This window comes from Paenibacillus sp. NPDC058071 (assembly GCF_042885235.1).
GTDB lineage: Bacteria > Bacillota > Bacilli > Paenibacillales > Paenibacillaceae > Pristimantibacillus.
This window is the reverse complement of record NZ_JBHVSK010000002.1, coordinates 170,334-195,240: the sequence shown is the minus strand read 5'-3', so window position 1 is coordinate 195,240 and position 24,907 is coordinate 170,334. Positions and strand designations below refer to the sequence as shown.

Annotated in this window: 18 protein-coding genes; 16 read left to right on the top strand and 2 right to left on the bottom strand. The window is 44.4% G+C overall.

Annotated elements, in window-relative coordinates; genetic code table 11:
* Window positions 1–19 precede the first annotated feature (19 nt).
* Window positions 20–1,015: an inorganic phosphate transporter gene (locus ACFVTB_RS03750; RefSeq protein ID WP_387745388.1), complete on the top strand. Its 996-nt coding sequence runs from the start codon at window positions 20–22 to the stop codon at window positions 1,013–1,015.
* Between the two features lie 343 nt (window positions 1,016–1,358).
* Here the strand turns inward: ACFVTB_RS03750 and ACFVTB_RS03745 are convergent, their stop codons facing one another.
* Window positions 1,359–1,913, bottom strand: coding sequence for a hypothetical protein (locus ACFVTB_RS03745; protein WP_387745385.1), 555 nt, complete (start codon window positions 1,911–1,913; stop codon window positions 1,359–1,361).
* Between the two features lie 637 nt (window positions 1,914–2,550).
* Between ACFVTB_RS03745 and ACFVTB_RS03740 the strand changes: the two genes are divergently transcribed.
* The 4 genes from ACFVTB_RS03740 (at window position 2,551) to rlmD (ending at window position 6,782) form a co-directional block, all read left to right on the top strand.
* Window positions 2,551–2,841, top strand: a complete 291-nt coding sequence (locus tag ACFVTB_RS03740; protein WP_020619046.1) for a YerC/YecD family TrpR-related protein — start codon at window positions 2,551–2,553, stop codon at window positions 2,839–2,841.
* 5 nt (window positions 2,842–2,846) lie between these two features.
* Window positions 2,847–3,632 (top strand): sirohydrochlorin chelatase, encoded by a 786-nt coding sequence (locus ACFVTB_RS03735; RefSeq protein ID WP_387745382.1) that lies wholly within the window; start codon window positions 2,847–2,849, stop codon window positions 3,630–3,632.
* Between the two features lie 100 nt (window positions 3,633–3,732).
* On the top strand, window positions 3,733–4,647 hold the full coding sequence (locus tag ACFVTB_RS03730) for a diacylglycerol kinase (protein WP_387745379.1): 915 nt from the start codon (window positions 3,733–3,735) through the stop codon (window positions 4,645–4,647).
* Window positions 4,648–5,147: 500 nt separating this feature from the next.
* The gene (gene rlmD / locus ACFVTB_RS03725) at window positions 5,148–6,782 is read left to right on the top strand and encodes a 23S rRNA (uracil(1939)-C(5))-methyltransferase RlmD (RefSeq protein ID WP_387745376.1); all 1,635 of its coding nucleotides are present in this window, start codon (window positions 5,148–5,150) and stop codon (window positions 6,780–6,782) included.
* A gap of 159 nt (window positions 6,783–6,941) precedes the next feature.
* Here rlmD and ACFVTB_RS03720 read toward each other — a convergent pair whose 3' ends face one another.
* A complete protein-coding gene (locus ACFVTB_RS03720) occupies window positions 6,942–7,166 on the bottom strand; it encodes a tyrosine-type recombinase/integrase (protein WP_387745373.1) in 225 nt (74 codons plus the stop codon).
* Between the two features lie 657 nt (window positions 7,167–7,823).
* Here ACFVTB_RS03720 and ACFVTB_RS03715 point away from each other — a divergent pair.
* From ACFVTB_RS03715 to ACFVTB_RS03665, 11 genes are all read left to right on the top strand, one after another.
* The gene (locus tag ACFVTB_RS03715) at window positions 7,824–8,000 is read left to right on the top strand and encodes a hypothetical protein (RefSeq protein WP_387745370.1); all 177 of its coding nucleotides are present in this window, start codon (window positions 7,824–7,826) and stop codon (window positions 7,998–8,000) included.
* On the top strand, window positions 7,993–8,583 hold the full coding sequence (locus ACFVTB_RS03710) for an ATPase (RefSeq protein WP_387745367.1): 591 nt from the start codon (window positions 7,993–7,995) through the stop codon (window positions 8,581–8,583). The genes ACFVTB_RS03715 and ACFVTB_RS03710 overlap by 8 nt, the downstream gene beginning before the upstream one ends.
* Window positions 8,584–8,709: 126 nt before the next feature.
* Window positions 8,710–8,922, top strand: a complete 213-nt coding sequence (locus tag ACFVTB_RS03705; RefSeq protein ID WP_387745364.1) for a helix-turn-helix transcriptional regulator — start codon at window positions 8,710–8,712, stop codon at window positions 8,920–8,922.
* A gap of 127 nt (window positions 8,923–9,049) precedes the next feature.
* Window positions 9,050–9,739 (top strand): PD-(D/E)XK nuclease family protein, encoded by a 690-nt coding sequence (locus ACFVTB_RS03700; protein WP_387745361.1) that lies wholly within the window; start codon window positions 9,050–9,052, stop codon window positions 9,737–9,739.
* Between the two features lie 405 nt (window positions 9,740–10,144).
* On the top strand, window positions 10,145–10,438 hold the full coding sequence (locus ACFVTB_RS03695) for a hypothetical protein (RefSeq protein WP_387745354.1): 294 nt from the start codon (window positions 10,145–10,147) through the stop codon (window positions 10,436–10,438).
* On the top strand, window positions 10,439–11,860 hold the full coding sequence (locus tag ACFVTB_RS03690) for an HsdM family class I SAM-dependent methyltransferase (protein WP_387745351.1): 1,422 nt from the start codon (window positions 10,439–10,441) through the stop codon (window positions 11,858–11,860). It abuts the gene before it with no gap.
* Entirely contained in the window at window positions 11,857–13,641 is a 1,785-nt protein-coding gene (locus ACFVTB_RS03685; RefSeq protein WP_387745348.1) for a restriction endonuclease subunit S, read from the top strand. Before ACFVTB_RS03690 ends, ACFVTB_RS03685 begins: the two co-directional genes overlap by 4 nt.
* Before the next feature lie 184 nt (window positions 13,642–13,825).
* The gene (locus tag ACFVTB_RS03680; RefSeq protein WP_387745345.1) at window positions 13,826–15,868 is read left to right on the top strand and encodes an HsdM family class I SAM-dependent methyltransferase; all 2,043 of its coding nucleotides are present in this window, start codon (window positions 13,826–13,828) and stop codon (window positions 15,866–15,868) included.
* Window positions 15,865–17,232, top strand: a complete 1,368-nt coding sequence (locus tag ACFVTB_RS03675) for a restriction endonuclease subunit S (RefSeq protein ID WP_387745342.1) — start codon at window positions 15,865–15,867, stop codon at window positions 17,230–17,232. The genes ACFVTB_RS03680 and ACFVTB_RS03675 overlap by 4 nt, the downstream gene beginning before the upstream one ends.
* Window positions 17,229–20,450, top strand: a complete 3,222-nt coding sequence (locus ACFVTB_RS03670; RefSeq protein ID WP_387745339.1) for a type I restriction enzyme subunit R domain-containing protein — start codon at window positions 17,229–17,231, stop codon at window positions 20,448–20,450. The genes ACFVTB_RS03675 and ACFVTB_RS03670 overlap by 4 nt, the downstream gene beginning before the upstream one ends.
* A 40-nt stretch (window positions 20,451–20,490) precedes the next feature.
* A complete protein-coding gene (locus ACFVTB_RS03665) occupies window positions 20,491–24,801 on the top strand; it encodes a sigma-70 family RNA polymerase sigma factor (protein WP_387745336.1) in 4,311 nt (1,436 codons plus the stop codon).
* The last annotated feature ends 106 nt before the right edge of the window (window positions 24,802–24,907 follow it).

Below are 24,907 nucleotides of genomic sequence, written 5' to 3'. Positions count from 1 at the left end.
AGAGTGGGAGAAGGTTCTAATGGAATTAGTTGTTTTAGCTGTTGTTGTCTTTCTGGCGCTCAGTTTTGACTTTATTAACGGTTTTCACGATACGGCCAACGCCATTGCGGCATCGGTATCGACAAGGGCCCTGAAACCGCGGGTTGCCATTGTGATGGCCGCTGTCATGAACTTTGTCGGCGCAATGACCTTTACCGGGGTCGCGAAGACAATTGGGAGCGGCGTCGCCAATCCGGCCGATTTGACCAACGGCGTAGAGATCGTTATTGCAGCGCTCATCTCTGCAATCGCGTGGAACTTGATTACATGGTGGTTCGGCATTCCGTCCTCCTCGTCCCATGCTCTGATCGGCTCGCTTGCCGGCGCCGTTATTGCGGGTGCGGGCACAGGGGCGATTAACGCCTCGGGTATGGTCGACATCGTGAAGGCGCTCATTCTTTCGCCGCTCATTGCATTTGCAGTCGGTTATACATTCATGATTATATTGAAATATATTTTCGCCAAATCAAGTCCTCACAGGGTTAACAAAGGCTTCCGTACGGGACAAATGATTACAGCGGCTTTCCAATCGTTCTCGCATGGCACGAACGACGCTCAGAAGGCGATGGGTATCATTACGTTCGCGCTGGTTGCGGCTGAAGTGCAGGACACGATGGACGTACCGTTCTGGGTCAAGCTGGCGGCGGCGCTGGCTATGGCGCTCGGAACTTCGGTCGGCGGTTGGAAAATCATCAAGACAATGGGTACGAAAATATTCAAGATCGAGCCAATCAACGGCTTTGCGGCCGATATCGGTTCGGCAATGGTTATTATGACCGCTACGTTGATTCATTTGCCGGTCAGCACAACTCACGTTATTACATCGTCCTTGCTGGGTGTAGGCAGCGCGAAGCGCTTCTCCAGCGTAAACTGGGGCGTAGCGGGCCGAATCATTGTCGCTTGGTTCATTACAATTCCGTTTACGGTCATTATGGCTTACATCGTTTTCTGGGTCATCGACAATGTGTTCTATTGATCATAATGCTTTGCATGAAAAGAGACGCGCAAACTGGTGGTTGCTCCAGGTTGCACGTCTCTTTTTTGCGTAGGGCGGTGGGATGGAGGGGATAGTGGTGGGCGTTGCTACGGGCCAGCAAGGGTGGGGGGGAAACTGCGGTATAGCGATGGAAAGACAAGGTTTGCTGTTCAGGAACATGGACAGAACAGTAGGAACTAGTGGTCAGTTAACAGGACGTTGATTCGCAAGCGGTGTCAGGCCGCTTTTTACAGTCAGCGTCGACGCTATAAGTTAGCAACCCCGGGTCGTTGTTGCAGTCAGCGGCGGTACGTAAGCTAGCAAACCCGGGCCGTTGTTGCGGTTAGCGTCGACGCTTCGGTTTGCGTCTGCGGCCTTTTGGTCCGGTACCGCTGCCGCCCGGCTTGCGCCGTCTGCGTTTTTTCGGCACAACATCGATTTCATCCTCATCATCGTCGTCACTGCTCTTTTTGAAAGAACCCATCAGCACTTTCACTAGCGGCGCCATTTGCGAAACGCTGGAAACAACCTTTTGCACTTTGGAGACGGTATTGAGGATGCCGTCTAGACCGCCAAGCCGGTCTACAAAGCCTTTAATATCGCCCAACTTGTCGAGCGAGAAAGGTAGACCTCCTTTTGCGGGGGTAGTTGTTTCGACGAGTTCGGCGGCTGTCGCGGGAACGACAACGGTGGGAAGAGCCGCTTCTTCGATAATTTCGGCCGATACCGGCAGAATGGGATCGCTGTTTTTGATGCCTACCGATTTAGAGGAGAAGCTCGGAATGCCTTGGCTTTTTGCCCCCTGCGCTTGGCGGTGGTGGCCGCCGTGAGGCGAGTGCGGCGGATAGTGCTGCTGGTGCGGATAACCGCCGCTGCCGTCGTTGTTGCGGTAGTTCACGCGGATCACAACCTTTTTGAATAATATCTGCTTATGAACAGTTTATGGAGTAGGCAAACATACGGATTGGACGATTGTCACGGGTGCCCAATAAAATTATGGATACTCGCCCTACTCGCAGGTGCACGCGCTGCCGAAAGTCATATACGTACCACTCGTATTTCAATATGTATGAATAATCATATATAATTTAAGAAAAAGACGCTAAATGATCAATTATGTATGAATATTCATATATAATTGGCCCTTTTTCTGTTTTTCGGCCGAATATGTATGATAATTCATATATAATATCCGCCAGTGGCTGATGGTGAGGCTGAGTAGAGGGTTGCTCGGGTGGAGTAGCTTCTTTTATAGGAACTGACAGTACTATTCTCCCGTTATTCGGCCCAGTTTTGATTAGAGGATGGCTCATGTATAACGATTAGATGAACGCACTGCAAGTTCTCAAGTTCTCAAGTTCTCAAGTTCTCAAGTTCTTGCTCTGCAATGTACTCTCTTACAGGTTTTATAATCCCTTCGGCTGAAGGGATTAGCCTCTTCTGTCCTGTAAAGCATCAATACGGTAATGCTTGAATAAAAAACTTAAAACCTTTACAATAAGTGCAATAAATAAAAGTGGAAAGTAGTGAGTTTGATGCAGCTTAAGAAGCTTAACGATAAAGCAATCGATCAATTGTTCGAGGCCGTTCTGACGCTCAAATCGGTAGAAGAATGCTACGTCTTTTTCGACGATCTGTGCACGGTAAACGAAATTCAATCGCTGTCCCAGCGTCTGGAAGTGGCTAGAATGCTCGGCAAAGGCAGCACGTACAACCAGATCGAGGCGGAAACGGGCGCGAGCACCGCGACGATCTCGAGGGTGAAGCGTTGTTTGAATTATGGAAATGATGGTTATAAAATGGCATTAGAGCGTCTAGGACGATAATAGCGATGAAGAAGCCGGGAGTGCTGGTCATCAGCCATGGCTCAAGAGAACCTGAATGGGTACGGCTGGTCGACGAAGCTGTTGCCGCCGCCGCTTCGGCGCCGGAGCTTGCAGAGGTCCCGGTCGTGTCCGCGTTCCTTGAAATTGTAGAGGGGCGTCTTATCCAGGACGGTATCGATCGGCTTGAAGAAGCGGGTGTGACGGAGATGCTCGTACTTCCGCTGTTCGTTTCCTCAGGCAGTACGCATGTTGATGAGATTGGACAAGCGTTCGGACTTCCTCCCGTTGCGGAGCTGGAAGGCGATTTGGGCGTGTTTCGAGTGAACGAAGCGGCTATACATATGGGAACGCCGATTGACGACGATCCGGAAATTGCCGAGCTGTTGCTGTCCAACATTAAGCCGCTATCGATTAATCCATCAGGAGAGTCCTTGCTGCTGGTAGCCCATGGAAGCAAGGAGCCGGTATTTCACGAACGATGGCAGCAAGGGCTATCGCTGTTAGCGGAACGATTGCGTGAATTAGGCGGCTTCGCAGCAGCGGGTACAGCGATGCTGCTCCCAGATCAGGCTGCGGAACGGCTTCGGGAGCTTGCGCTTGGACAACCGAGTGGCGATTCGGTGATAGTGGTGCCTCTGTTCCTGAGCAAAGGCTATTTTACGAATAAGGTTATCCCCGGCCGATTAGCGGGGTTGGATTATAGATATAACGGGCAAGCTTTGCTTCCTCATCCCGCCGTCACTCGCTGGCTCGTGCGCCAGATGATAGGGTGGCTCGCGAGCGTGCGTTGAGCGAGTTAGACCGTCTATAAATGACGATGAAGTTTCCCGAAGTAAAGGTCGTTTCTTTCTTCGAGCGAATACGATTTCGTAAGTGTGGAGGCTTTTCGATATGTTAAGTAAACGGGCAAGATTGATTTACAACCCGACATCGGGGCGCGAGGAAATGAAACGGCGGCTCCCGGATATTTTGCAAAAGCTGGATCAGGCCGGCATCGAGACTAGCTGTCACGCAACTACAGGCGAAGGCGATGCGACGCTTGCGGCGGCGGAAGCGGCGGAACGCGACTACGATATGATCATTGCAGCAGGCGGCGACGGTACGCTGTACGAGGTCATTAACGGGCTGGCGGAAAAGCCGAACAGGCCGCCGCTTGGCATTTTGCCTCTTGGGACGACAAACGATTTTGCCCGCGCGATGGGAATCCCAAGACACTGGGAGTATGCCTGCGACTTAATTCTTCAGCAGTATACGAAGAGTATTGATGTTGGCAAGGCGAACAGCAGATATTTTATTAATATCGCGGGCGGAGGGTCTTTGACCGAGTTGACCTATGACGTGCCAAGCCGGCTGAAGACGATGATCGGGCAGTTGGCCTATTATATGAAGGGCTTGGAGAAAATGACCCGCCTTCGTCCGACGGAACTCCGGTTCGATGCGGCTGGTGTCGGCGAATTCAACGACGAATTTATGATGTTCCTTATCTGCAACAGCAACTCGGTCGGCGGCTTCGAGAAGTTGGCCCCCGAGTCCAAAGTCGACGACGGCATGTTCGACGTTATACTGGTGAAGAAGTGCAACCTTGCCGAGTTTATTCGGCTTGTCTCGCTCGCGCTGCGCGGGGAGCATTTGAACGATTCGCATGTCATCCACTTCCGTACGAACGACCTTCGGGTTACCACTCCGGATTACGTACAAATTAATCTGGACGGGGAGTATGGCGGCCGCCTGCCGTTCCAGTTCAAGGTATTGCCTGGGCATATCGATATTTTTGTCGATGAGCTCGGCATTTCGACGTATCGATAACGGTCGGTGAGGGGTACGCAGTATAGTGGTGGTGGGTGGCGTTTGTGACTCGGCTGCCTTTTCGCAGTTTCAAATAGGATGATTTGAAATTGAATTCTGAGAGCTAAGTGCTGAACTCAGTCATGAACCTTCATTAATACGTTAGCTACCTGTAGCGGAGCGTAGAGATGGAGGTTTATTTCTGCTTGCGGATGGATTACACTAGAGAGAATTGAGAGGAAGCCGAGTGCGTTGGCTTGAGTATCTGGTGTTGAAGGATAGGGTTGATGCTTGATGCTGCTGTAAGGAGAATAACTGCGAAAAGGCAGTTATTTTTGGCGAAAGCGGGAGTTCTGAGAGAATAACTGCAAAAGAGCAGCTATTTTCGGGAAATCGGCATCTTGCTTAAGAAAGAGTGAGAAATAACTGCAAAAAGTCATTTATTTGGGTTGTGTTGACCAAACCGGCAAGTAATAACTGCCTTTTTGCAGTTATTTAATATAGAGGAAGCGGAGAAGGTTATGAACAGAAGAGGTAATAGCAATCGTGGTGGCAAAAGCGGGGGCGGGCAGCCAAAGGGCGGCTACGGATCTCGTGTAAAAACGAGCGGCGGCAGAACATCGGCGGCATCGGCAGGTTTGAAAGAGTCTGGAGGTATTGTTGTCGAACGCGAACGTGCCGACGCGCCTTTTCGGAAAAATGACGAAGTCACTGTCGATATCATCGGATTGACTCATGACGGGGAAGGTGTCGGCCGAGCCGACGGGTTTACACTGTTTATTCAAGGGGCGTTGCCCGGCGAGCGCGTACGGGCACGAGTGATGAAGGTTAAGAAGCAGTATGGATATGCGCGGTTGATGGAGCTTTTATCTGAAAGCCCGGATCGTATAGAGCCGCCTTGCGATATTTTCGATAAATGCGGCGGTTGCCAGCTGCAGCATTTAAGTTACGAAGCGCAGCTGGAGTGGAAGCGCCAGCACGTTGTCGACTCGCTTACTCGTATTGGCAAACTGCAGGTTGCAGGGGAAGGCGATAGAGGGATGTCGAACGGGGGAGCGGCGGGCGCTGCTTCCACAGAGAGCGGTATTGTGGTGCATCCGACTATCGGGATGGACCAGCCGTGGCGTTATCGCAATAAGGCGCAGGTGCCGATAGGCGCCAGTACGCCTAGTGCGAATGCCGGCGGCGCGGCCGCACCGATCAACGGCGAGTTGATTGCCGGTTTTTATGCAAGAGGAAGCCATCGGATCATCGACATGGACGATTGTCTCATTCAGCATCATCGCAACGATGAAGTTGTGCGGGTGGTTAAAACGATCGGCCGTGAGCTTGGAATCGCACCTTATGATGAGGAAAGCGGCAAAGGGCTGCTTCGCCATGTTATGGCAAGAACCGGCTTTGTGTCCGGCGAAATTATGGTCGTGCTTGTCACGAATGGGCGCAAGCTGCCTCGTTCAGAAGAATGGATCGCTCGGATTCGCGAAGCTCTTCCTGCGGTTAAGAGTATTGTACAAAACGTAAATACGCGGGATACGAATGTTGTTTTCGGTGACGAAACGCGCGTGCTATGGGGCAGCGAGGTTATCTATGACGAATTGGACGGCATTCGTTTTGCAATTTCGGCTCGTTCGTTCTATCAAGTGAATCCGCTCCAAACGGTCGAGCTATACCGCAAAGCGGTGCAATATGCTGGTTTGACCGGCAAGGAATCGGTTATTGACGCTTACTGTGGAATTGGCACGATCTCGCTATTCCTGGCCCGGCAAGCCGGCCGCGTGTACGGCGTTGAAATTGTGCCGGAGGCGATCGAGGATGCCAAACGCAACGCGGCGCTGAACGGCATCGAAAACGCTTCTTTTGAAGCGGGACCGGCAGAGGTTGTTATTCCACGTTGGCGTGAGGAAGGCATCGTCGCCGACGTCATCGTCGTCGACCCGCCGCGCAAAGGCTGTGACAACGCACTGCTTGAGACAATACTTGCGATGAAGCCTGAGCGCGTCGTCTACGTCAGTTGCAACCCATCCACACTTGCCCGTGATCTTCGCGTGCTTGAAGACGGCGGGTACAAGACAGTAGAGGTGACGCCTGTGGATATGTTCCCGCATACGGTTCACGTAGAATCGGTGGCTTTGCTGGTGAGGAATGGTACAGCGTAATAAAAACCTTATATATATTGGATTTTTCGATGTGGCACAGATTCAGAATATTAGTGGTATAGAGGACGAAATAAAGGCTTGATGTAAAACTGATGTAAAAATTGATCAGAAATTAGCCCAAATGAACCGAAGACGCCAGGATACTCCTAGGCGTCTTCGTTATTGTCCTTGTGCAGGTTTAGATGTAAAGAACGATTCAAATTTATCAGCTGCTGCTTTATCGGCAGTTCGAAGAGCGTGGCCATGTATGTTCATTGTTGTGGTGATGCTTCCGTTCCCCAAACGCTCCGAGATGATTTTAGCATGTACGCCTTGATTAATCAGAATCGTGGCTGAAGTGTGCCGAAGATCATGAAACCATATGTATCGAAATCCGTTTATCATAACGAATTGTCAGAACCACATATAGGACCATTCATGGTGTAAAGGTCTTCCGTTTGGATGTGAAAAGATAAAGGACCAATTGTGCCGTTTTGCCGTTTTATAGACAGATTTTCGAGGCTCAAAGAATTGTAAAAGAAGCAGGACTTCCCGTTTTTATTCCTAAATGTAATAATAGAACCAATCTTACCAAGCAAAACAAAACATTCACCCGAACAGGAAAAGAATGACCGGCCTACTCAAGGCGAACATCAATCAGCTTAATGAATTGTAGTAATCTAGAAACATTTTTGTCTAAGCATCGGCAACCTAGCAACCTTGTAAATTTGAAATAAAAGCCGATCGGAAATTAGCCGAAATAAAAAAGACGACAGGACAGTGGGGGAAGAACCCTTTTGAAAAAGGAAATTAATGAGCTAATAGAATATTTTGAACGGAACTTGTAGGAATTGCGACAAGAGCTTCAATTGAAACCTGATGATGAATTTTTAATAGGAAGGATCGCCGGCACCAAGATTGCACTAATTATTTGCCGTATGTACCATAGACCCGAAGATGGTCATCAAATAGATATAATAATTGATACTCCGATGTAATGAGAAACGTGTGCTATAATTATAAACAAATGCCGATACTTAACGAACAAGGACGGTGATGCAAATGAATCAATTCAAAGACATCCAAAAACTAATTAAGCTTACGGGTGATCGAGCTAAGTTGGATGCTAAAGCAAACGAGACATACATTGTATATAAAACTGCACAAGGCCAAATTGTAAAGGAATACAATAACGGTAATGTTATCCCCGTGCCTGAAAAGGACGGTTCTCATGCATGATCCGACTCCCATCATGTACGTTTTTGCAGGGAACAATGGGAGCGGAAAAAGTACAATCCGTAATCTAATTGTTGATCGACTCGGAATCAGTGTTAATATTGATCCCGATGTCTTGGCCCGAGGAATCGATTCAATTAATCCGGAGAGCCGAAAAATTTCTGCAGGGAAAGAGGCTATCAAATTAGCTAGGGACTGTATTCGTAACAAACGTGATTTCTCAGTTGAAACAACATTGGCCGGAGGCAATGTTATTCGTCTCATGTATGATGCTAGGGCGAATGGATTCGAAGTTTCAATGTTTTATGTTGGTCTGGGTGATTATCACTTGAACATCGAGAGAGTAGCGGTTCGTGTTAAAAATGGCGGACATCACATTCCTACTGAGGATATTATCAGACGACATGACACTTCCATTCAAAATTTACTTTCTCATCTACATTTAATCGACCATCTGATTGTTATAGATAACAGCCATACAGAAGGTGTAATTATTCTGAGTGCAGATAACGGTTCAATAACATATCGGTCGGATTCCCTTCCTCAATGGAGTGAATCCATTGTGCATAGATTACAGTCCTTGTAAGAGCAGCCAGGAAATTTGGGCTGTTCTTTTTGAATACAAATGAAAGAATTTCTTCATAGATTCCCTCAACAATGATACGATAACTCTAATGAATACTACCTATTATGGGAAATTGAGGGGATCGTCATGATCGACAAAGTAATTCGCATTTTTAATATCATAAACGCAATACAGGCAAACCCTGGAATTTCGGCAAAAGATCTAGCTTTCAAATGTGATGTAAATATTCGTACCATTTACAGAGATATGGATATTCTCGAGCTAATTGCCCCGGTCTCTAGAGAGGGCAGAGGAACCGGCTACCGATTTATGGGTAAAATTCTTTATTTATCCACTTAACTTTACTGAGCAGGAATCGCTCGTATTCTCCTTGCTTCCCTCCATGCTGGATAAGGATAAGCTACCTCCTGGGTTCGATACCGCTTATGACAAGGTTATGGGAACGCATCGCAAGGAAAAGTCTCACTTGAATAATATCATCGAAGATATCACAGGGATTATTCAAATGGGTACACCATTAGATGCGATTGCTGAACCTACCTATGCAGTTATGTCAGTTACCGGTCAAACCAAAGCAACTGGAGATAAGCCCGAATGGTCCGCGGAAGGTAAAGGAATGGCATTTGGAAGTGTTGTTCACAGAACGATTGAGATGCTGGGCAAGGGGTTACCGGAGTCGGAAATCGAGGACACTGTACGCTTTATAGCGGATGAAGAAGGCATGGTTGCAGATCTCATAAGCGAAGCCACTCGAGTTATAAGAAGCGTAATGGCCAGCGAATTGTGGCAGAGGAGCTTGCGTGCTCGCCGCCGCTTATTCGAGGTGCCGCTGATGATTCGCATGAATACCGATGAAGTCAGCGTATCTAGCGATGCTGAGAGTGCTGCATCAGAGGTTGCGGCCGCATTGGAAGGAACAGGTTCAAATAAATATGCCTATGTTCGAGGGGTCATTGACTTTCTCTTTGAGGAAGAGGATGGCTGGGTTATTGTTGATTTCAAGACGGACAGCGTAACGGAAGAGAAATTGCAACCATTTACTGATTTCTACCGGCCACAGGTTCAGGCTTATGCTTGGGAATGGGAGCAGGCTTTTGGTTTCAAGGTGAAAGAAGTCGGTCTGTACTTTATTCAATTAGGAGTTTGGGCAACATGATGTTGCGACTGCCGTGAAACCATTGCTCGGTTCGACAAGATAAGATCAGAAAGTACCGTTCTCTTCTAAAATAAGGCGAATGTCACTCCTGTCTATTGGATTGGTATTTGCCTCTTTTGCGTGGAGCCTCTAATTCCAATCTCGGAGAAGTTCGGGTAGGCAAGTTACCCGCTTGTGAAAGAATTTTGCGAACATTTATTCGCTGGCAATTTGTAGTCAAAAGAAGCGAGTAAGATTAGAATTAAAGGATTATATTTAGAAAATACAAAAACACGACAGTGACAAATAAAATATTTAATCTTACACAGATGTGTTGACATGCCAAATATAGGTTGGTAAGATGAAACCAACAAATAACACGACATTGACATTATAAATCAATTATAATGATGAGGAGTGGTTTCGGTGGCGTATAAATATTGGCGTGCAGTATTACGGTATGGTCATGTTAAGAAAGGGAAAGAAGTGAGCGTTGCTCGATACATTCAATCTGAACCCGAATTCGGCATTGTAGATGTGATGAACTTGGTACAGAATATGCCAGGCGTTAAGAACAGAGGCGCGTTGCGTATCGAAAGAATTGACGAGGCAGCATTTGAGAGAGGCAAGTTGGAAGAGCAAGATAACTTCTATTTGCTAAAATTGATGACCTATCGTCCGAAGAACCCTATTCAGGAAACGGTTGGAGGAGCACACTAGATGATCGAATATGAAAAGCAATATGATATCGAGAACGAACTCAAGGCATTGGGCTGCGTGATCGTTAGATCCGGGATCTCCTGGAGCAAACAACGAAATAAAGGTATGATCGATTTCGTTGGTTATACGATTCGAAAAGATGGAAGGCTGCGAGCGGAAGTGCTCGTTGTAGTCAAACAAAGGATGCTACCGATACATACCCTAATTCCCCCAATGGCCGAAGCTGCAGAGGAATTAGGTGCGAAATATGTTCTATTCATCTTGGAAGGACAATCTCATTGGTTTAATGCGAAGACATTCATTCCATTGCAAGAGCCGCCAGCATTCGAAAACGAAGCTGCCTACTTACAAAATGAGGATGACTTGCGTCAGGCGTTGTTTGAAATGTTCAATCAACTTCGGGGGTACATTTCCCTTTCGCAGTATCTTCCAATTCTGTGTTCCGTGTTATTAGTGCGATTTTTCCTTCATGAACGAGATCGAATGATCGAATGGGAGGAATTGTCTAACGAAAAATTCGCACAAGTCGTCAAAGAAGCCGAGGATGCTTTCGGTCTCAATTTCGGCGGATCGATGGATACGTTGCCGAATCTAACGAGCATACTTAAATATCTCGACGGCTTCCCACCATCAGGGGTTGAACTATCGAAGGCTTTTCTAAAATTGATCTCGCAACTTTCGAGAGAAAGAGGGGGGGATGACGGTCAATTCATCACCTCTCCTCACATCGCTACTTTTTTTCGGAATGTGATCGAAGGAATGGAGCAAAGCAATGCAAAGGCTTTGGATATGGGAAGCGGATTCGGTTTCATCATTCAAGCCGTTCATGAGACATGCCGATACGAAACAATAATTGGACTTGAGCTTTCAAGATCTGCTAGCTCCGTTTGTCGATTAGCATTTTTACTTGAGGGAAAGAGCACTGAGCAGATAAAGGTGCTTGAAGCGGATGCCATTTCGTGGTTACCGCCAAAGGGACATGCAAGCAACTTTGACCTTGTAACGATTGATCCGCCTTTGGGCTATAACTATTCCGCACCGTTAACTGAGGAATATGAAGTCACGAAACACGGCAAGGCAAAAGCATCGGATCTTATGATAGAAAAAGCGCTTCGATTGACGAAGTCCGGAGGTTATGTGCTTGCAATTGTGCCCGAGAATACGTTATTTGGAAGCGGGTCAAGTAAAAGGCTAAGAGACTTAATCTTGGAGAAAGCGATTGTGGAAGCCATTATCAAAATGCCGGACCATATCCTTAAGCCTTATACGGCAGCGAGAGTAAGCATTTTGATTATACGTTTGAAAAAGGTTGTAGAAGAGACAGCTGAGCATGTATTTATTGCTTCTCCTGAGCAAGTCGAGCATTTAGAGCAGACGGTCACTTCTTTCTTGAAATGGAGAGCTGAAGGAGGGAATCTATGAGTTTTATAAGGAGCATACCTTATACAGCATTGCATAAGGAAGATTGGGTGTTTGCTACGCTTGAACAATCGGTCGGTCAGACCGGTCGTATCTTGCTCTCTGATATCGCATCGTTTAATCCCGATGCTTGGAACGCTTCCAAGTCCGATCCAGCTTCCAAGTATAGTTATATCGAAGTGAGTTCGGTTTCACATTTGACAGGAAGGATCGAGAATCCAGTATTGTTGAGCTGGGAAGAACTTGCAAGCAAAACAAGAGCCAAGTTGAGAGCAGCAAAAGGAGACATACTTCTCTCCGCCGTGAGACCAGAGAAAGGCGTATGCGCGGTAGTGCCAGAACATCTGGACGGAGCCGTCGTTTCGAATGCATTTATAGTCATTCGATCGAATCGAGTAAGCCCTGAATTGTTATTTTTTTTGCTAGTAGCTCCAAGCACTTTAAGGGAGCTGGGGGATATGGCGAAAGGCTCGACGATTCCGGCAATCACGATTAAACAGCTTAAAAATTATTCGCTTCCATTTACTTCATTACCATTGGAATTCGAAAGCGAAGCTAGAAAATTGATACGCAATCGCTCCGAGGAACTGTCTAAGCCGAAAAGCTTAGCTGATGTTATAGACGAAGTTTTATCTGAACGCTTAGAGGCAACGAATCGAGCAACGAATACTTCAGAGGGTCAAGATACCAATGGATTCTTAGTTCCGTATGCGAAAATTAGCGAGCGATTCGACGTGGCTTATCTGATGCCTTTGCTGGCACAGGAGAGTTGGCGAGATCCAGTTGTGAGACTGAAGGATTTGTCTGAGGATATTCGAATTGGACAACAGGTCCAGGTAGACGATTTGCAAGACAGAGGAATACCTTTCATTCGCGTGCAAGATCTTTCCCACGAGGAGCTATTTGTTTCTCAGCGGAACCTGGTTTATGTAGCTCCTACCAAAGTAAAGTTTACTGTGGCGGAAGGTGATTTGCTCATGACTCGTGTTGGGGGCTTATCTGGCAAGTGCACGGTCGTAACTGAAGCACTCGATGGCGCGGCGATTAACCAACATATACTTCGCATTCGTTTAACGCACGCAAGGCCGGAATTCGTGGCTATGTACTTCAAAAGCCGATGGGGAAGAGAACAGCTTGCCGGTATTACTGTTGGTGCGGCGCAATCCTTCCTGCAGCTTTCGGCGGTTCAAAATCTGACGATCCCCTGTCCGTCGCTCGAAGTTCAGGATGAAATTATTCAACGTGTAAAAAGTGAAATAAACGGAGACCAGGAATCTGACGTGTTAGACGCTTTCAAGTTGATGCCTTTTCAGTTAGAGTGCGTGCAGAAAGTTACGGAAGCAATAACGAATGGCAATCGTAAGCTGCGCGTTGAACTTCCCACAGGCGTCGGCTCTTCGAAGATCGCGGCTGCGATTATCGGAAGTTTACTAATCAGGAAGGCTGTCCTGAAGGTACTATATGTCACGGATCGTGCTTTACTTGCTGAGCAAATTGATGAGATGATGCGACAAACAGCGAGCGACCTGTTTTCCGGAAAACTAAGAGTCTTGATTGAACGAGGCTTTAGGGCGAGATCGGTACAGCAACTGCAGTCGGCTCTTGATCATGGCACAGATCTCGTCGTGCTTCATAATGTGAATAAGTCTAGACTACCGGACTTAGAGCTATTGAACGACAAGAACAAAATCTACCTCACGTTTACTCCAGTCGGATTTAACGGTCAAGAGGGGAATTTAGTGGCAGTGCCCGATTATACGTTTGCGTCGAGTATCCGAATATAAATGAATTTGGATAATTCGATGTTGAAGTGAAAATAACTCCAAGTATACGATGTCGTTCCATATTCTTGGAAAAGTAGGAATATACACTTATCTTGTCGAAGAACGTAGTATAATTAGGTCTAAAGGTTTAATTAACTATCACCTAGATTGGTAAATTCCAAAGAGAAAAGAGAGAAAACACAAAATGAACATTCTACAATATGAATCTAAAATTTGGGCTACTGCCGATCTACTTCGAGGAAGTGGGATCAAAGAATCAGAGTGGCCGTCCTATATGATGCCTTTTTTTGCACTTACAATGATTGAAAGTCGACTTGTTAGGATGTTTGATGATTTAAAAGCTGAAATCGGTGAAGAAGCATTTGCTAATATTCATAAAGACGATCTATACGATCTGATTAAAGATAAGGGCCAAGGCTATAACATCTATATCTTTGAGAAGAATCAAACCCTCACGGATATTTGTAAGAACGACAAATCCTTCGAAATTGATTTTGATGCTTATTTGCACGGCTTTGATGGAGAAACTAAGGATTTGTTGGGGGTAGATGCAACAGAAGGAGAAAAGTTCCTCGATATAAAAGGTGTTATTTCTAAGCTTAAAGCCAAGAAAGTACTGCTTGGTTATACCAAGTTATGGAGTGAAATCGACCTTAAACCGTTTAATAACTCCGAAATAACTACACTAGAAGAGCATATCAAGCGGAAATGGGCAGATATTTCGGCGGAAACAGCAGGGGAGCAATACACTCCTGACGATGTGATTGCGCTTATTGCCGAAATTATTGCCTCCAAAATCGAAGAATCCGACAAACTTCTGAAGATATACGATTGTACCTGCGGCGGTGGGAACCTGCTGTTCGGGGTGGAAGACCGCATAAATGCCAAATCTAAACGACTAACACAAACTTATGGGCAAGATTGGAATGACGCACTTTATGCTCTTGCTAAGATAGAAAGCCGTTTTCGACCCGATTCAAAGATTGAGCATGGTAACACTTTAGTGGAAGATAAGTTCTATAATGAAGAATTTGATGTTGTCATTGCCAATCCTCCCTATGGTGTGAGCTGGAAGGGTTATCAAAAGGATATTGAAAATGATAAAACGGATAGATTTAAATTTCTGCCTTCTATATCCGATGGGCAATTGTTGTTCATGCAGCATCTAGTTTCCAAACTGGATTCCTTCGGTATGGGTGTTGTGGTACATAATGGCTCAACCTTGTTTAGTGGCGACGCTGGTTCAGCTGAAAGCAATATTCGCAAATGGATGCTCGATAGCGACATTGTGGAAGCCGTCATTCAATTGCCAACGGACGAGTTTTTTAATACTGGCATTTACACATATCTGTGGGTATTGAATAAAAATAAAAAGCCGCTACACAAAGACAAAGTAATGTTGATTAATGCTAGTGATAAATTCAAACCATTGAAGAAGAGCAAAGGCTCTAAACGCAAAGAGGTGGATGAAGCAAGCCGAATAGAAATTATTTACACATTAACGCAATACCAAGATACCGATTACGCTAAAGTGTTCGACAAGGAGTTTTTTTATTTCAACAAACAAGCGATTATACTCACCAACGTAGATGAATACGGAAATGGCTTTGAAAAGAAGCTTAAAGAAGGTAAGAAGAGTGAAAAGCTTATTCCGACGAAAATTAATTATGGAGAACGTGAACTCACCGAGTTTGTGATTACTACCTTTGATGATAAACAATTTACCTCATTAGCAGATGCCTTTGAGCAAGATATCAAGCCCTTTATAACTTCCATAGATTATAAGGAACAGCCATTGGTGATTAGCACTACGTCTGCAAAATATTGGTTTGATTCCGAGCGAGAAACCTTAGTCAAAGAAGTTAATGACAAACAAGAGATACTAGGCCGTGGTAAAATCATTGTAAAGTCTGCTTATAAGAATGCTAATAAAACACAGTCAGAGCGTATTGAAATTAGTGTGGAGCTCACACCGGATTACCAGAAGGATTATGAAATTATCCCGTTCCATAGAGACGAAATCACCAACAATAAAGCAATTGCGGCCTTTATGTCCCAATATATTACAAAGCCTTTTACTTACTTAGAAAATGTTATAGGCGTTGAATTGAACTTCAATAAAATCTTTTACAAGCCAGAGAAACTGCGAGAAGTTGGAGATATCTTAGCAGAGATTGATGCGATTGAAAATGAGTTGAAAGCGCTGGAATCGGGGCTAGTACTATGACGATACGAGCTATTAAGGAATATGATAATTATCAAATCTGCGAGCTAAGTTGGCTTAATAAAATTCCTCATCATTGGCGATTGGAACGGGTAAAAAGCTTAACAAAAACCCAGTCGGGGACTACGCCTCAAAGTGGTACTAGTGACTATTATGATGATGGAACATTTTTTTGGGTAAGAACAACAGATTTAAATAACAATCGGTTATATACTTCAGAATTTAAGATAACTGATCTAGCAATTAAACATTGTGGTTTGAAATTAATACCACCTAAAAGCGTTTTGCTAGCGATGTATGGTGGAATGGGTACGATTGGAAAAAATTCAATTCTTGAAGAAACGGTCACTATTAACCAATCTGTTTGTGCAGTATTACCTCAGAAAAAGAAATTTGATTCAATTTATTTATGGTATTACATGCAATATTTCCGTCCCCATTGGGAGATGTTTGCAGATAGTGCAAGAAAAGATCCCAATATAAATCAGGAAGCTATAAAAAGACTATGGGTCACGATTCCTCCATTATCAGAACAAAAAGCGATTGCAGATTATCTGGACAGTGAGACCTCTCATATTGACAGGAAGATTGAACTGCTCACCCAAAAAGCGATTCAATATGGAAAACTCAAACATTCTCTCATTAACGAGACTGTTACCCGTGGATTAGATAAATCCGTTGCGATAAAAAACAGTGGGGTTGAATGGATCGGGGAAGTGCCTGAGCATTGGGATGTGAAGCGACTGAAAGAATTAGGCGTTCTATATAGTGGATTGTCAGGTAAGAAGGGTGAGGATTTTACCGATGAACATGAATTTAGTAGTAACTTTATTCCTTTTGTAAATGTTGCTAATAATCAGTATATTTCTCCTACTGAGATGAACAAAGTGATTGTCTACCCAAATGAAAAACAAAACAAGGTAAGAAAAAATGATCTGTTTTTTCTTATGAGTTCTGAAAATCACGATGATATTGGTAAATCCGCACTTTTAGAAGTCGATATAGTAGACACCTATCTTAATAGCTTTTGCAGAGGGTTTCGATTTGAAAAAAAAGGAATAAAACCAAAGTTCATCAACTATCTACTGGCTTCTGTTAAATGTCGGAATCATCTTTCTGTTGAAGGCAAAGGCTTTACCCGTATTAACTTAAAAATCGAGAAAATAAATGATTTATTGTTAATGATCCCGCCACTCCCTGAACAAACAGCCATCGCCGATTTTCTAGACGAAAAAACAGCGCGTATAGACCGTATCTTCGAGACCATCAACATTCAGATTGACAAGCTCAAAGAACTTCGTAAAACCCTTATAAACGATTTAGTTACGGGCAAAATCAGGGCTACAAAGGAAGGGGCGACTGAATGAACGAACTACATTTGCAAGATAAATTTCTATTGCCCTTCTTCCGAGAAGACCTTAGCTACCGCGAAGTGAAGGCAAATACGGTGACAAATGAGCTAGTTATCGAAGAAGATTTACAAGAGTTTATTTCTCAAACTGAGTTAAATAAGAAACCCTATGAAGCTTTACTAAGAAAATACAAGGGTGACAAGAGTAGGTTACTCAAAGATTTGATTGAACTCATCAAAGAGCGCAGCGGCAGTAGCCGTAATATGGCGTTATTTATCAACGCGAATAAATCGATTACTTTACAGGGTATAAAGTTACACCTATTCTATACAGGAGATAGTGTAATCCATAATAATACGCTGTTTGATGAGAATATTTTTTCCGTAGTTCAAGAACTGCCATATAAATTTCATTATGAAGGGACTCAGGTATTTTCCTTCCGTCCAGATCTTGTGCTGTTTGTGAACGGGATATATCTGGGCTACAGCGAACTGAAGTCTAATTACACGAACCAGAGCGCTAGCAAAAACGGTCGTGGCAAGGTAATTAAAGACTATTTCGAAGCGGTTAAGATTTATCATCAGCATATTGATAGTAGTTATATGTTAAGTGATAAGGAGAAAGAGTCTTTCCGTAAGGACTTTTTGAAAATCTTCGAAAAAGCCATTCATATCACCACGACAGATATTGGAGAAACATTCGTTATACGTACGCTTTCTGACTATTTTGAAGAGATTCTTGCGACTTGCCGCGAAGGTAAATTTGACCGTGAAGAGATTGAGAAGAAAGCCAAAAGCGTGTTTAAGCCGTATCCACTTCTGAATCCCGATGCAGAAAAGAAAGAGAAATTGAAAGAGTTGTTTACTGCTCTCTACGGGAAGGTATTTATTGAAAAAGAAATTCTCTACTACAACTTTATCGAGCGAGATGTCTACGTTACGAATAATGGCAAAGAGCTAAAGAACGAACAAGGGGTGCTGATTTCTCCACGGCCCAAGCAGAAATTCGGAACAGATAAGATTGTGGCCAAGATTGATGAGTTTCTGTCACATGAGCAGGAAGATCAATATTTTGAAAAGTTGTTAGAGAAGCAGCTTGTCGGCGTATCAGAAGCCAAGAAGAAAGAGTTACTTGAGAAACGAAAAGCTTACTCTAACAATAAAAATGTATACTCCCTGCTGATGCAGTATGCTGCTGGATTCGGTAAATCCAATATTATTGGATGGTCAGCTTTACAGCTGAAGGACTTGCGCAGAGATGGACAATATGTATATGACAAAATCATGATTGTGGTGGATCGCTTACAGCTTCGTGGGCAAATTGATTCTAAGATGCTAAACATGAACATCGATAATCGGATGTACATGGAAGCAAATAACAAAAAAACTTTTCTAGAGGCACTGGCTTCCGATACTCGCCTAGTCATTGTGAATTTGCAGAAGTTTGGTTCTGTACGTGAGATGCTCGATACTGAGGTTGTAAATAAGCTTGCCCATATGCGTATTGTATTCTTAATTGATGAGATTCATCGATCCAATAGCGGCGACCAGCATGAAGAAATGGTAAGTATATTTGATGAATTACAATCACCTTTCGATAATCATGTGCAGGTTGCCGGGGCAACTAAAAAGAAAAATTTGATCATCGGGTTTACAGCTACACCAGATGATCATACGCTTGCGCGTTTTGGAGAATTCAGTGGTTATGCTGAAAGCGAGAAACTGTGGCGACCGTTTGACTCCTATACGATGAAGGAAGCGATTGAGGATGGATTCATTCTCAATCCGCTTAAGAATATTGTGCCAGTAGCTTCCAAGATGTTATTTGATCTGCCAAGTAACCAGCTAGAAGGTTTTACCGCGAAAGAATATAAAGACGCCCAGAAAAAACAAGTTTATGAAAATCGTGAACGAATTGATGCAATTGCTAAATATATTGCTGATCTGCTCGTTAAAGATGTATATCGTCAGATTCGAGGAACAGGCAAGGCTATGTTAGCGGTGCATTCCATTAAAGCTGCAATTGCATATCAGCAAGCTGTGAACCATTATTATAATGCCTTGGTTCAAGAAGACAAATATAAGAAGTATGCCGAAGCTCCGATTCACGTAGTCTATTCTAACAATCAGGATGAACAAAGCGCATCGGGTCTTAATGGAGGCTTAAGTGAAGAAAAGGTATTGGAAAGTTTTGCTCTGAAAAAGAATGGTCTGATGATCGTAGTGGCTAAGCTGCAAACGGGGTTCGATGAGAAGAAGCTACATACGCTATTCTTGGATAAAGAGATTAAAGGCATAAGTGCAATTCAGACGATCTCCCGCGTTAACCGGACCGCCAAATATAAGAATGACTGCAAAATCGTTGACTTCTCCTATAACAATGTTAATGTGCAGAATATTAAAGATGCATTTGAGCATTTTTCGGATGTGGTGGTTAGTGATTTTGACCCGTTCGGCGACAAGAAAATACTAGATATTTTGCTTGTCGAGCTTAAAAAGTCAGATACCTACGACAAGTTCTTTACGGCGTTCACTTCGATCTATAAAGATCAATCAAAAAGGGATGATCCTGAGAGTTATCTGGATTTGGAAAGCAGCTTAAAGAAGTATATTGACGCTAATCCTCAACGTACAGCTGATACTAAGGCTAAGGCAGCGCAGTATTTTACAATTCTAAATCGAATTGAATATGTAATTGATCTGGATGCTAAATATAGCGAGCCAAGTTTCTTGTTGTTTTGGCGTAAATTCAATACACTTTACAACATGATGCATCGTAGTGAGGATGTTAAAGATCCGATAGAAGTTTATTTTGACAATCAAATCGGCATTATCGAAGTTGAGACAGAAGCACCAAAGGAAAAGAAAAATAAGCCAACCAAAGTAGCTGAAGCAAAAGAAGGTTATGGCCCCCACCAATTTGATATTTTGGCTATCATTGAGGCACGTAATGAGTTAGAGGCTAAGAAGGGTTCTCTCATTCAAGATTTTGAATCAAAGATAGAGGATTTTTTCCAATATGTGAGAAGTGCTAATGAAGGTATGCGGTTAATTGTGAAAATCCATTCTCACGTTTCTGAGGAAGAAATCTATCACGACTTTGCTGTGATCTATCGCCGATATAGAGCGCTGAACCGCCAAAAAGTAGGGGATTTTTTCTTCAAAGAAATGGATGATTTGGTAAATAAACTGTGTGATGACTTTGAGAAGCAGCTGTCTAAGGATAATACTTGATCAAAGTCAATATTGAATAGAGGAGAAAGGAGCAACCAATTTGTCATCATTCGAATTTCTACGTCTCGTCAACCAGAATATAGCCCAACTGATGGACCAGGTTGAGCAAGCGGTGTGGACAAATCCGAGAACGACGCTAATTCAGGGTCGACTGTTCGGAGAACAGTTAGCGGCGATCGTATCCCAGACAGAGAAAGTAGAGCCAGTCTATGCGATCAAACAAGTAGAACGGCTTCATCTACTGGCCCGTAGGGATATCATTTCGGAGGATATTCGTGGAAGTTTCGAGTGGCTCCGGATGAATGGTAATGCAGCTGCGCACGATGTTAAGGAAGTACCATCGGATCTTGCGCTTACTGCACATCGTCATGTGTATATTTTGTCGGCCTGGTATGTGGAAGCATATGGACCTTTGGATGTTGTCATCCCCGAGTATCGAATGCCAATGCCATCTAGCTCAGGAACAATGCAAGAAGCAGATAAACCGAGCCAGGAAGAACTAAGCGAGCATCTAGAGCAACTGCTAAAAGATCAACTTGCGGACAAACTACTGCCCTCTATCGATGAGCGATTCCGAGAGATGAACGAATTACTTGTTAAGTTCGCGGGACAGATGGACGCGTGGGCGCAAAAGGGTACGGAGCATTCAACTTCTTCTATCAGCAAGGATTCTGATTCTGATCGCTTAGTGGAAAACACGGAGTCAGTTGAGGAGTTATCTGCTCGGCAAGAAGATATACAGGGAATTGAAATTGCAGATTATTTGACAGAAAAATCACTGTCTATTATTGACAAGCGAGACAACGGCGGCGCGTTATGGATTGTCGGAGGATGGGAACTGAAGGATGTCTTATTTGCACTTAAGGGCCAAGGCTTCTATTTCCGATTCGCCCGCAACGGAAGTCAATCTACCAAGCGTAAGCCGGCGTGGTTCCTGACCGGGAAGGATCCAACAGAGAGACGATATGTGTCGATTGCTATGACTTCAGTGATTGTGGTTGAAGTGGCTGATGTGGGACTCGAAGAGGAAGAGGCTGTAGAAATAGAAACAACAACAACGGAACAAGCAACCTCTAAACAGGACTGGGATAATGATGCACAATCCGATTGCATAGAGAAGGCAGAGGCTGAGTCAGTTACAGAAGCATCAGTTATGGTTCCATCCTACCTGCAATGGGAAAAGGTTGCTTCCTACAAGCCGAGTCGCATGAGCGAAATTGCTGATAGTCTAGGCGTTATCTACTTTAACGATTGGTCCGAAGATCGGCTACGAGAGCTATATCGACATCAACCGAAGCTTCTTCACGACACACTCGTACAATTGTGGTTCTACGGATTCGAATTCGAGGGTGAGCTAAGTCGATTCATCAAGCTTGAGCGACCAGACTCATGGACGGCTATGCCTTCGTTGACAACAGGTCTGCCACTTGAAGACATACTCACTCTCGATGTAGTTCGTCAGTTGGAGCGGTTCGGAATTCGAACGACGGATCAGCTTTTAGGATTACCGGAATATTCACTTCAATGGCTACTTCGCAATCGGTATGAGGCAGTAAAAGCGGCGCTACAGCCGTACGTTCTTGATGCCGCTGAAGAAGTAAGAGACTCGGTTGCTCAAACTGAGCTTGAGCTATCGGCTCATACTGTCCGATCGGCAGAACACGAAATCAAGATTCCAGAGCAACTCTTAGCGTTTCCCATAAAAGACTTGCCCATCAACGGATGTTCGGCACTTTTGAGCGGTATTATCCAGAACTGCAATGTTACTCTACTTGGAGAGTTGCCACATGATCTTAGAAGTCTTCTACCGAACATCAAGGGAGCGGGCTCAGGTGCGCTCGAGAAGATGGCCAAACAGCTAATCTCATTTTTATCCACTTATGGCGACTCGGAACAAGTCGTTACAGTAGAAGTGTCGGGCACTCCACTTGTTGGCCAATCAGCCAAAGAAAGTATGAAATTGATTTGGGAAGATCAGGTCATAGAACTAAGTGAAAGTGATCTTGTGATGCCAATTACTGCAGCGGAATACCCGTCAGTCAAACGAATTACAAGATATTTTGATGAAGAATGCATAACGAGCGTCGGATTGCTTCCGACTATGCTGGATCAACTGTCTAAAGGAGAAAGTGTTGGTAAAACATCCATCGAGAAGTTTGTATCTCAGCTGTTAGTGAGGCTGGAGGAACACCGGTTAAAGTCTAGGATGCTGGAGCAGTTCGAGGCGATGTCTCTATCCGAACGAATAGAATATTCCTTACGCAGAGCAGAAAACAAGTTGGCTCTGAAACTATCGGAGGAGGAGATTCAAGGTAATCGTAATTTACAGATTTTACATAGCCGCTGGCTCGAAAAAAGAGAAGGCAGGAAGGCCACGTTAGAATGGTTGGGTCAGAAATTCGTGTTGACGAGAGAACGGGTCCGTCAGATTATACCGAAAGTACTTCGTTCGTTTCACCCGGATGTATTGGATCTTGAGCGAGTGCTTAAGGAAGCCTGCATGTCTCGTAATTCTTTCTTCGAGTATCCGATGCAAGTAAATGATGACTTCTTACACGGATTGATTGAGCAAGTCGTCGAAGAATTCGAAGGGCTTGTCTACTTGGAGAGGTATGGATGGTGGACGACGAGGACGCAAGAGGAAGTTGAGAGGACAGAGGAGTTTCTGCGTCAACACTTGAATACCCAGTTACGTGGGCGCGTTTGGGATGAAGGGACGCTACGAGGAATTATTGACGAGGCCTTACAAAATGACGGTCTTCCATCAGAACTTGCCTGGAAGATGATTGCTTCTGACTTGGCTATGACGACGGAAGGTAATTACTATTTAGCAAACTCGAAGAAATGGGAAGTTGTTGAAATGGTTCTCCGACAGTTCCCTGAGGGTGTTGAAATATATAAGCGTGAAGAGGAATTGATGGCACTTGCCAATATCATCAAGCCAGGTGAGTACGTCAAAGAGCGTGACTTCGCTTCCGTATTTGTTCGGGATGAATTTCTTGATATTGCCTACTTGTGGGGAAGAGGAATGTTCATACATCATGAATATGTTCAGGTGGATGAATCACTCGTTCATGAGATATCGGAAAAAGCGCTGGAATTACTGGAGAAGCGAAGTCCAATTTCGGTTAATAGACTTTTCCCACTTTACGAACAGCGACTCCATGAAGGCGGCATCCCTACAGAGTATGCGCTCTATACGATGTTACGTAAATTAGGTTCGAGCAAGCTTGCACTTAATAAATTCCCACACATCTGGCATAGCGACGATGCCTTCCAACTCAGCAATGCGGAACAAATTAAAATGTACATCCGGGAGTTTCATGAACCAATTACAGTGGAACATTTGCGAGATGAATTTGTAGGTAAACGAGGTTGGAAGAGGTTCACGCTTGAATTTTCCATACAGACTGATTCGGACTTTGTAAGTACAGACTTGGGTGTCGTGGGTTTAAGGGAATTCTATCCTTATACCAGTAGTGACTTAGCTCAAATAACGGAGAAGCTTCAAGAGCTACTGGCGGAGACAGCTGCGATTCATGTTAATCGTTTGTTCGAACAGGTGTTAGCTTCTTGCGTATCCCTTGGAATCGGTTCTTCTTATCTTCTATATGATTTGTTGAAAGGAACGGATGGATCAAGGTTCCGAATGATTCGTTATCCACTCATCTTATCGGCTGATCATCCAGCAGGGGAATTGACACTTCAAACGCTTGTCGAGCAGTATCTTGAAGAGCAAGAGGCTGAGGTTGCTCGCGAGGTGGTCTATCATTGGGTGACGGAGGAAGTGGGAGCAAGAGCTGAGACGCTCGACTCTGTACTTGCGGCAAGTACAGATATCTTCTTCTACCAAAATGGTCAGTTCGGTGAATATATTCATCGTAAGCGCTTCGGCTGGACGGACGAGAAAGAGAGTAACCTTGTTGAATTGGTGAATAGTGAGTTGGAACATATGGAGTTACTGGGATTTCCGTACATAACTATTACACAAATAATGAATCGGCCTCAGTTGCCTGAGTTGGATAATAATCTAGCTTGGACAGAAGATCTGCTCACAGATTGTTTAAGGAAAAGTGGGAACTTTCAGTTGCTCGGCTCCTATGATCATATCGTCGTATGGAAAAACCATCCTGCAATAACTTGTGAGACCGATTGGTTGACTTACTTGCTTCGCTCCGAGTATAGTGGACGAGCTTCACGAGCGAATTGGCAGCGAAGACTTGCTGAACTCAAGTACTCTAAGGATGGCAAGTTTTTGTATGAAACAGTGACAAAACTTGAAAACGGAAGTGCACCATTCCTGATGGTAGATGATGATGTAATTTTAGTTGATCTAAAGCAGTTGACTTAAGTAGCAATAATTATTGATTTTCCCGCCACGCCTCTTAATAATGCGAACTATGGCGGGATTATTTATATGGTGTGAAACAATGGAATATAGATCTCTGACAAGATGC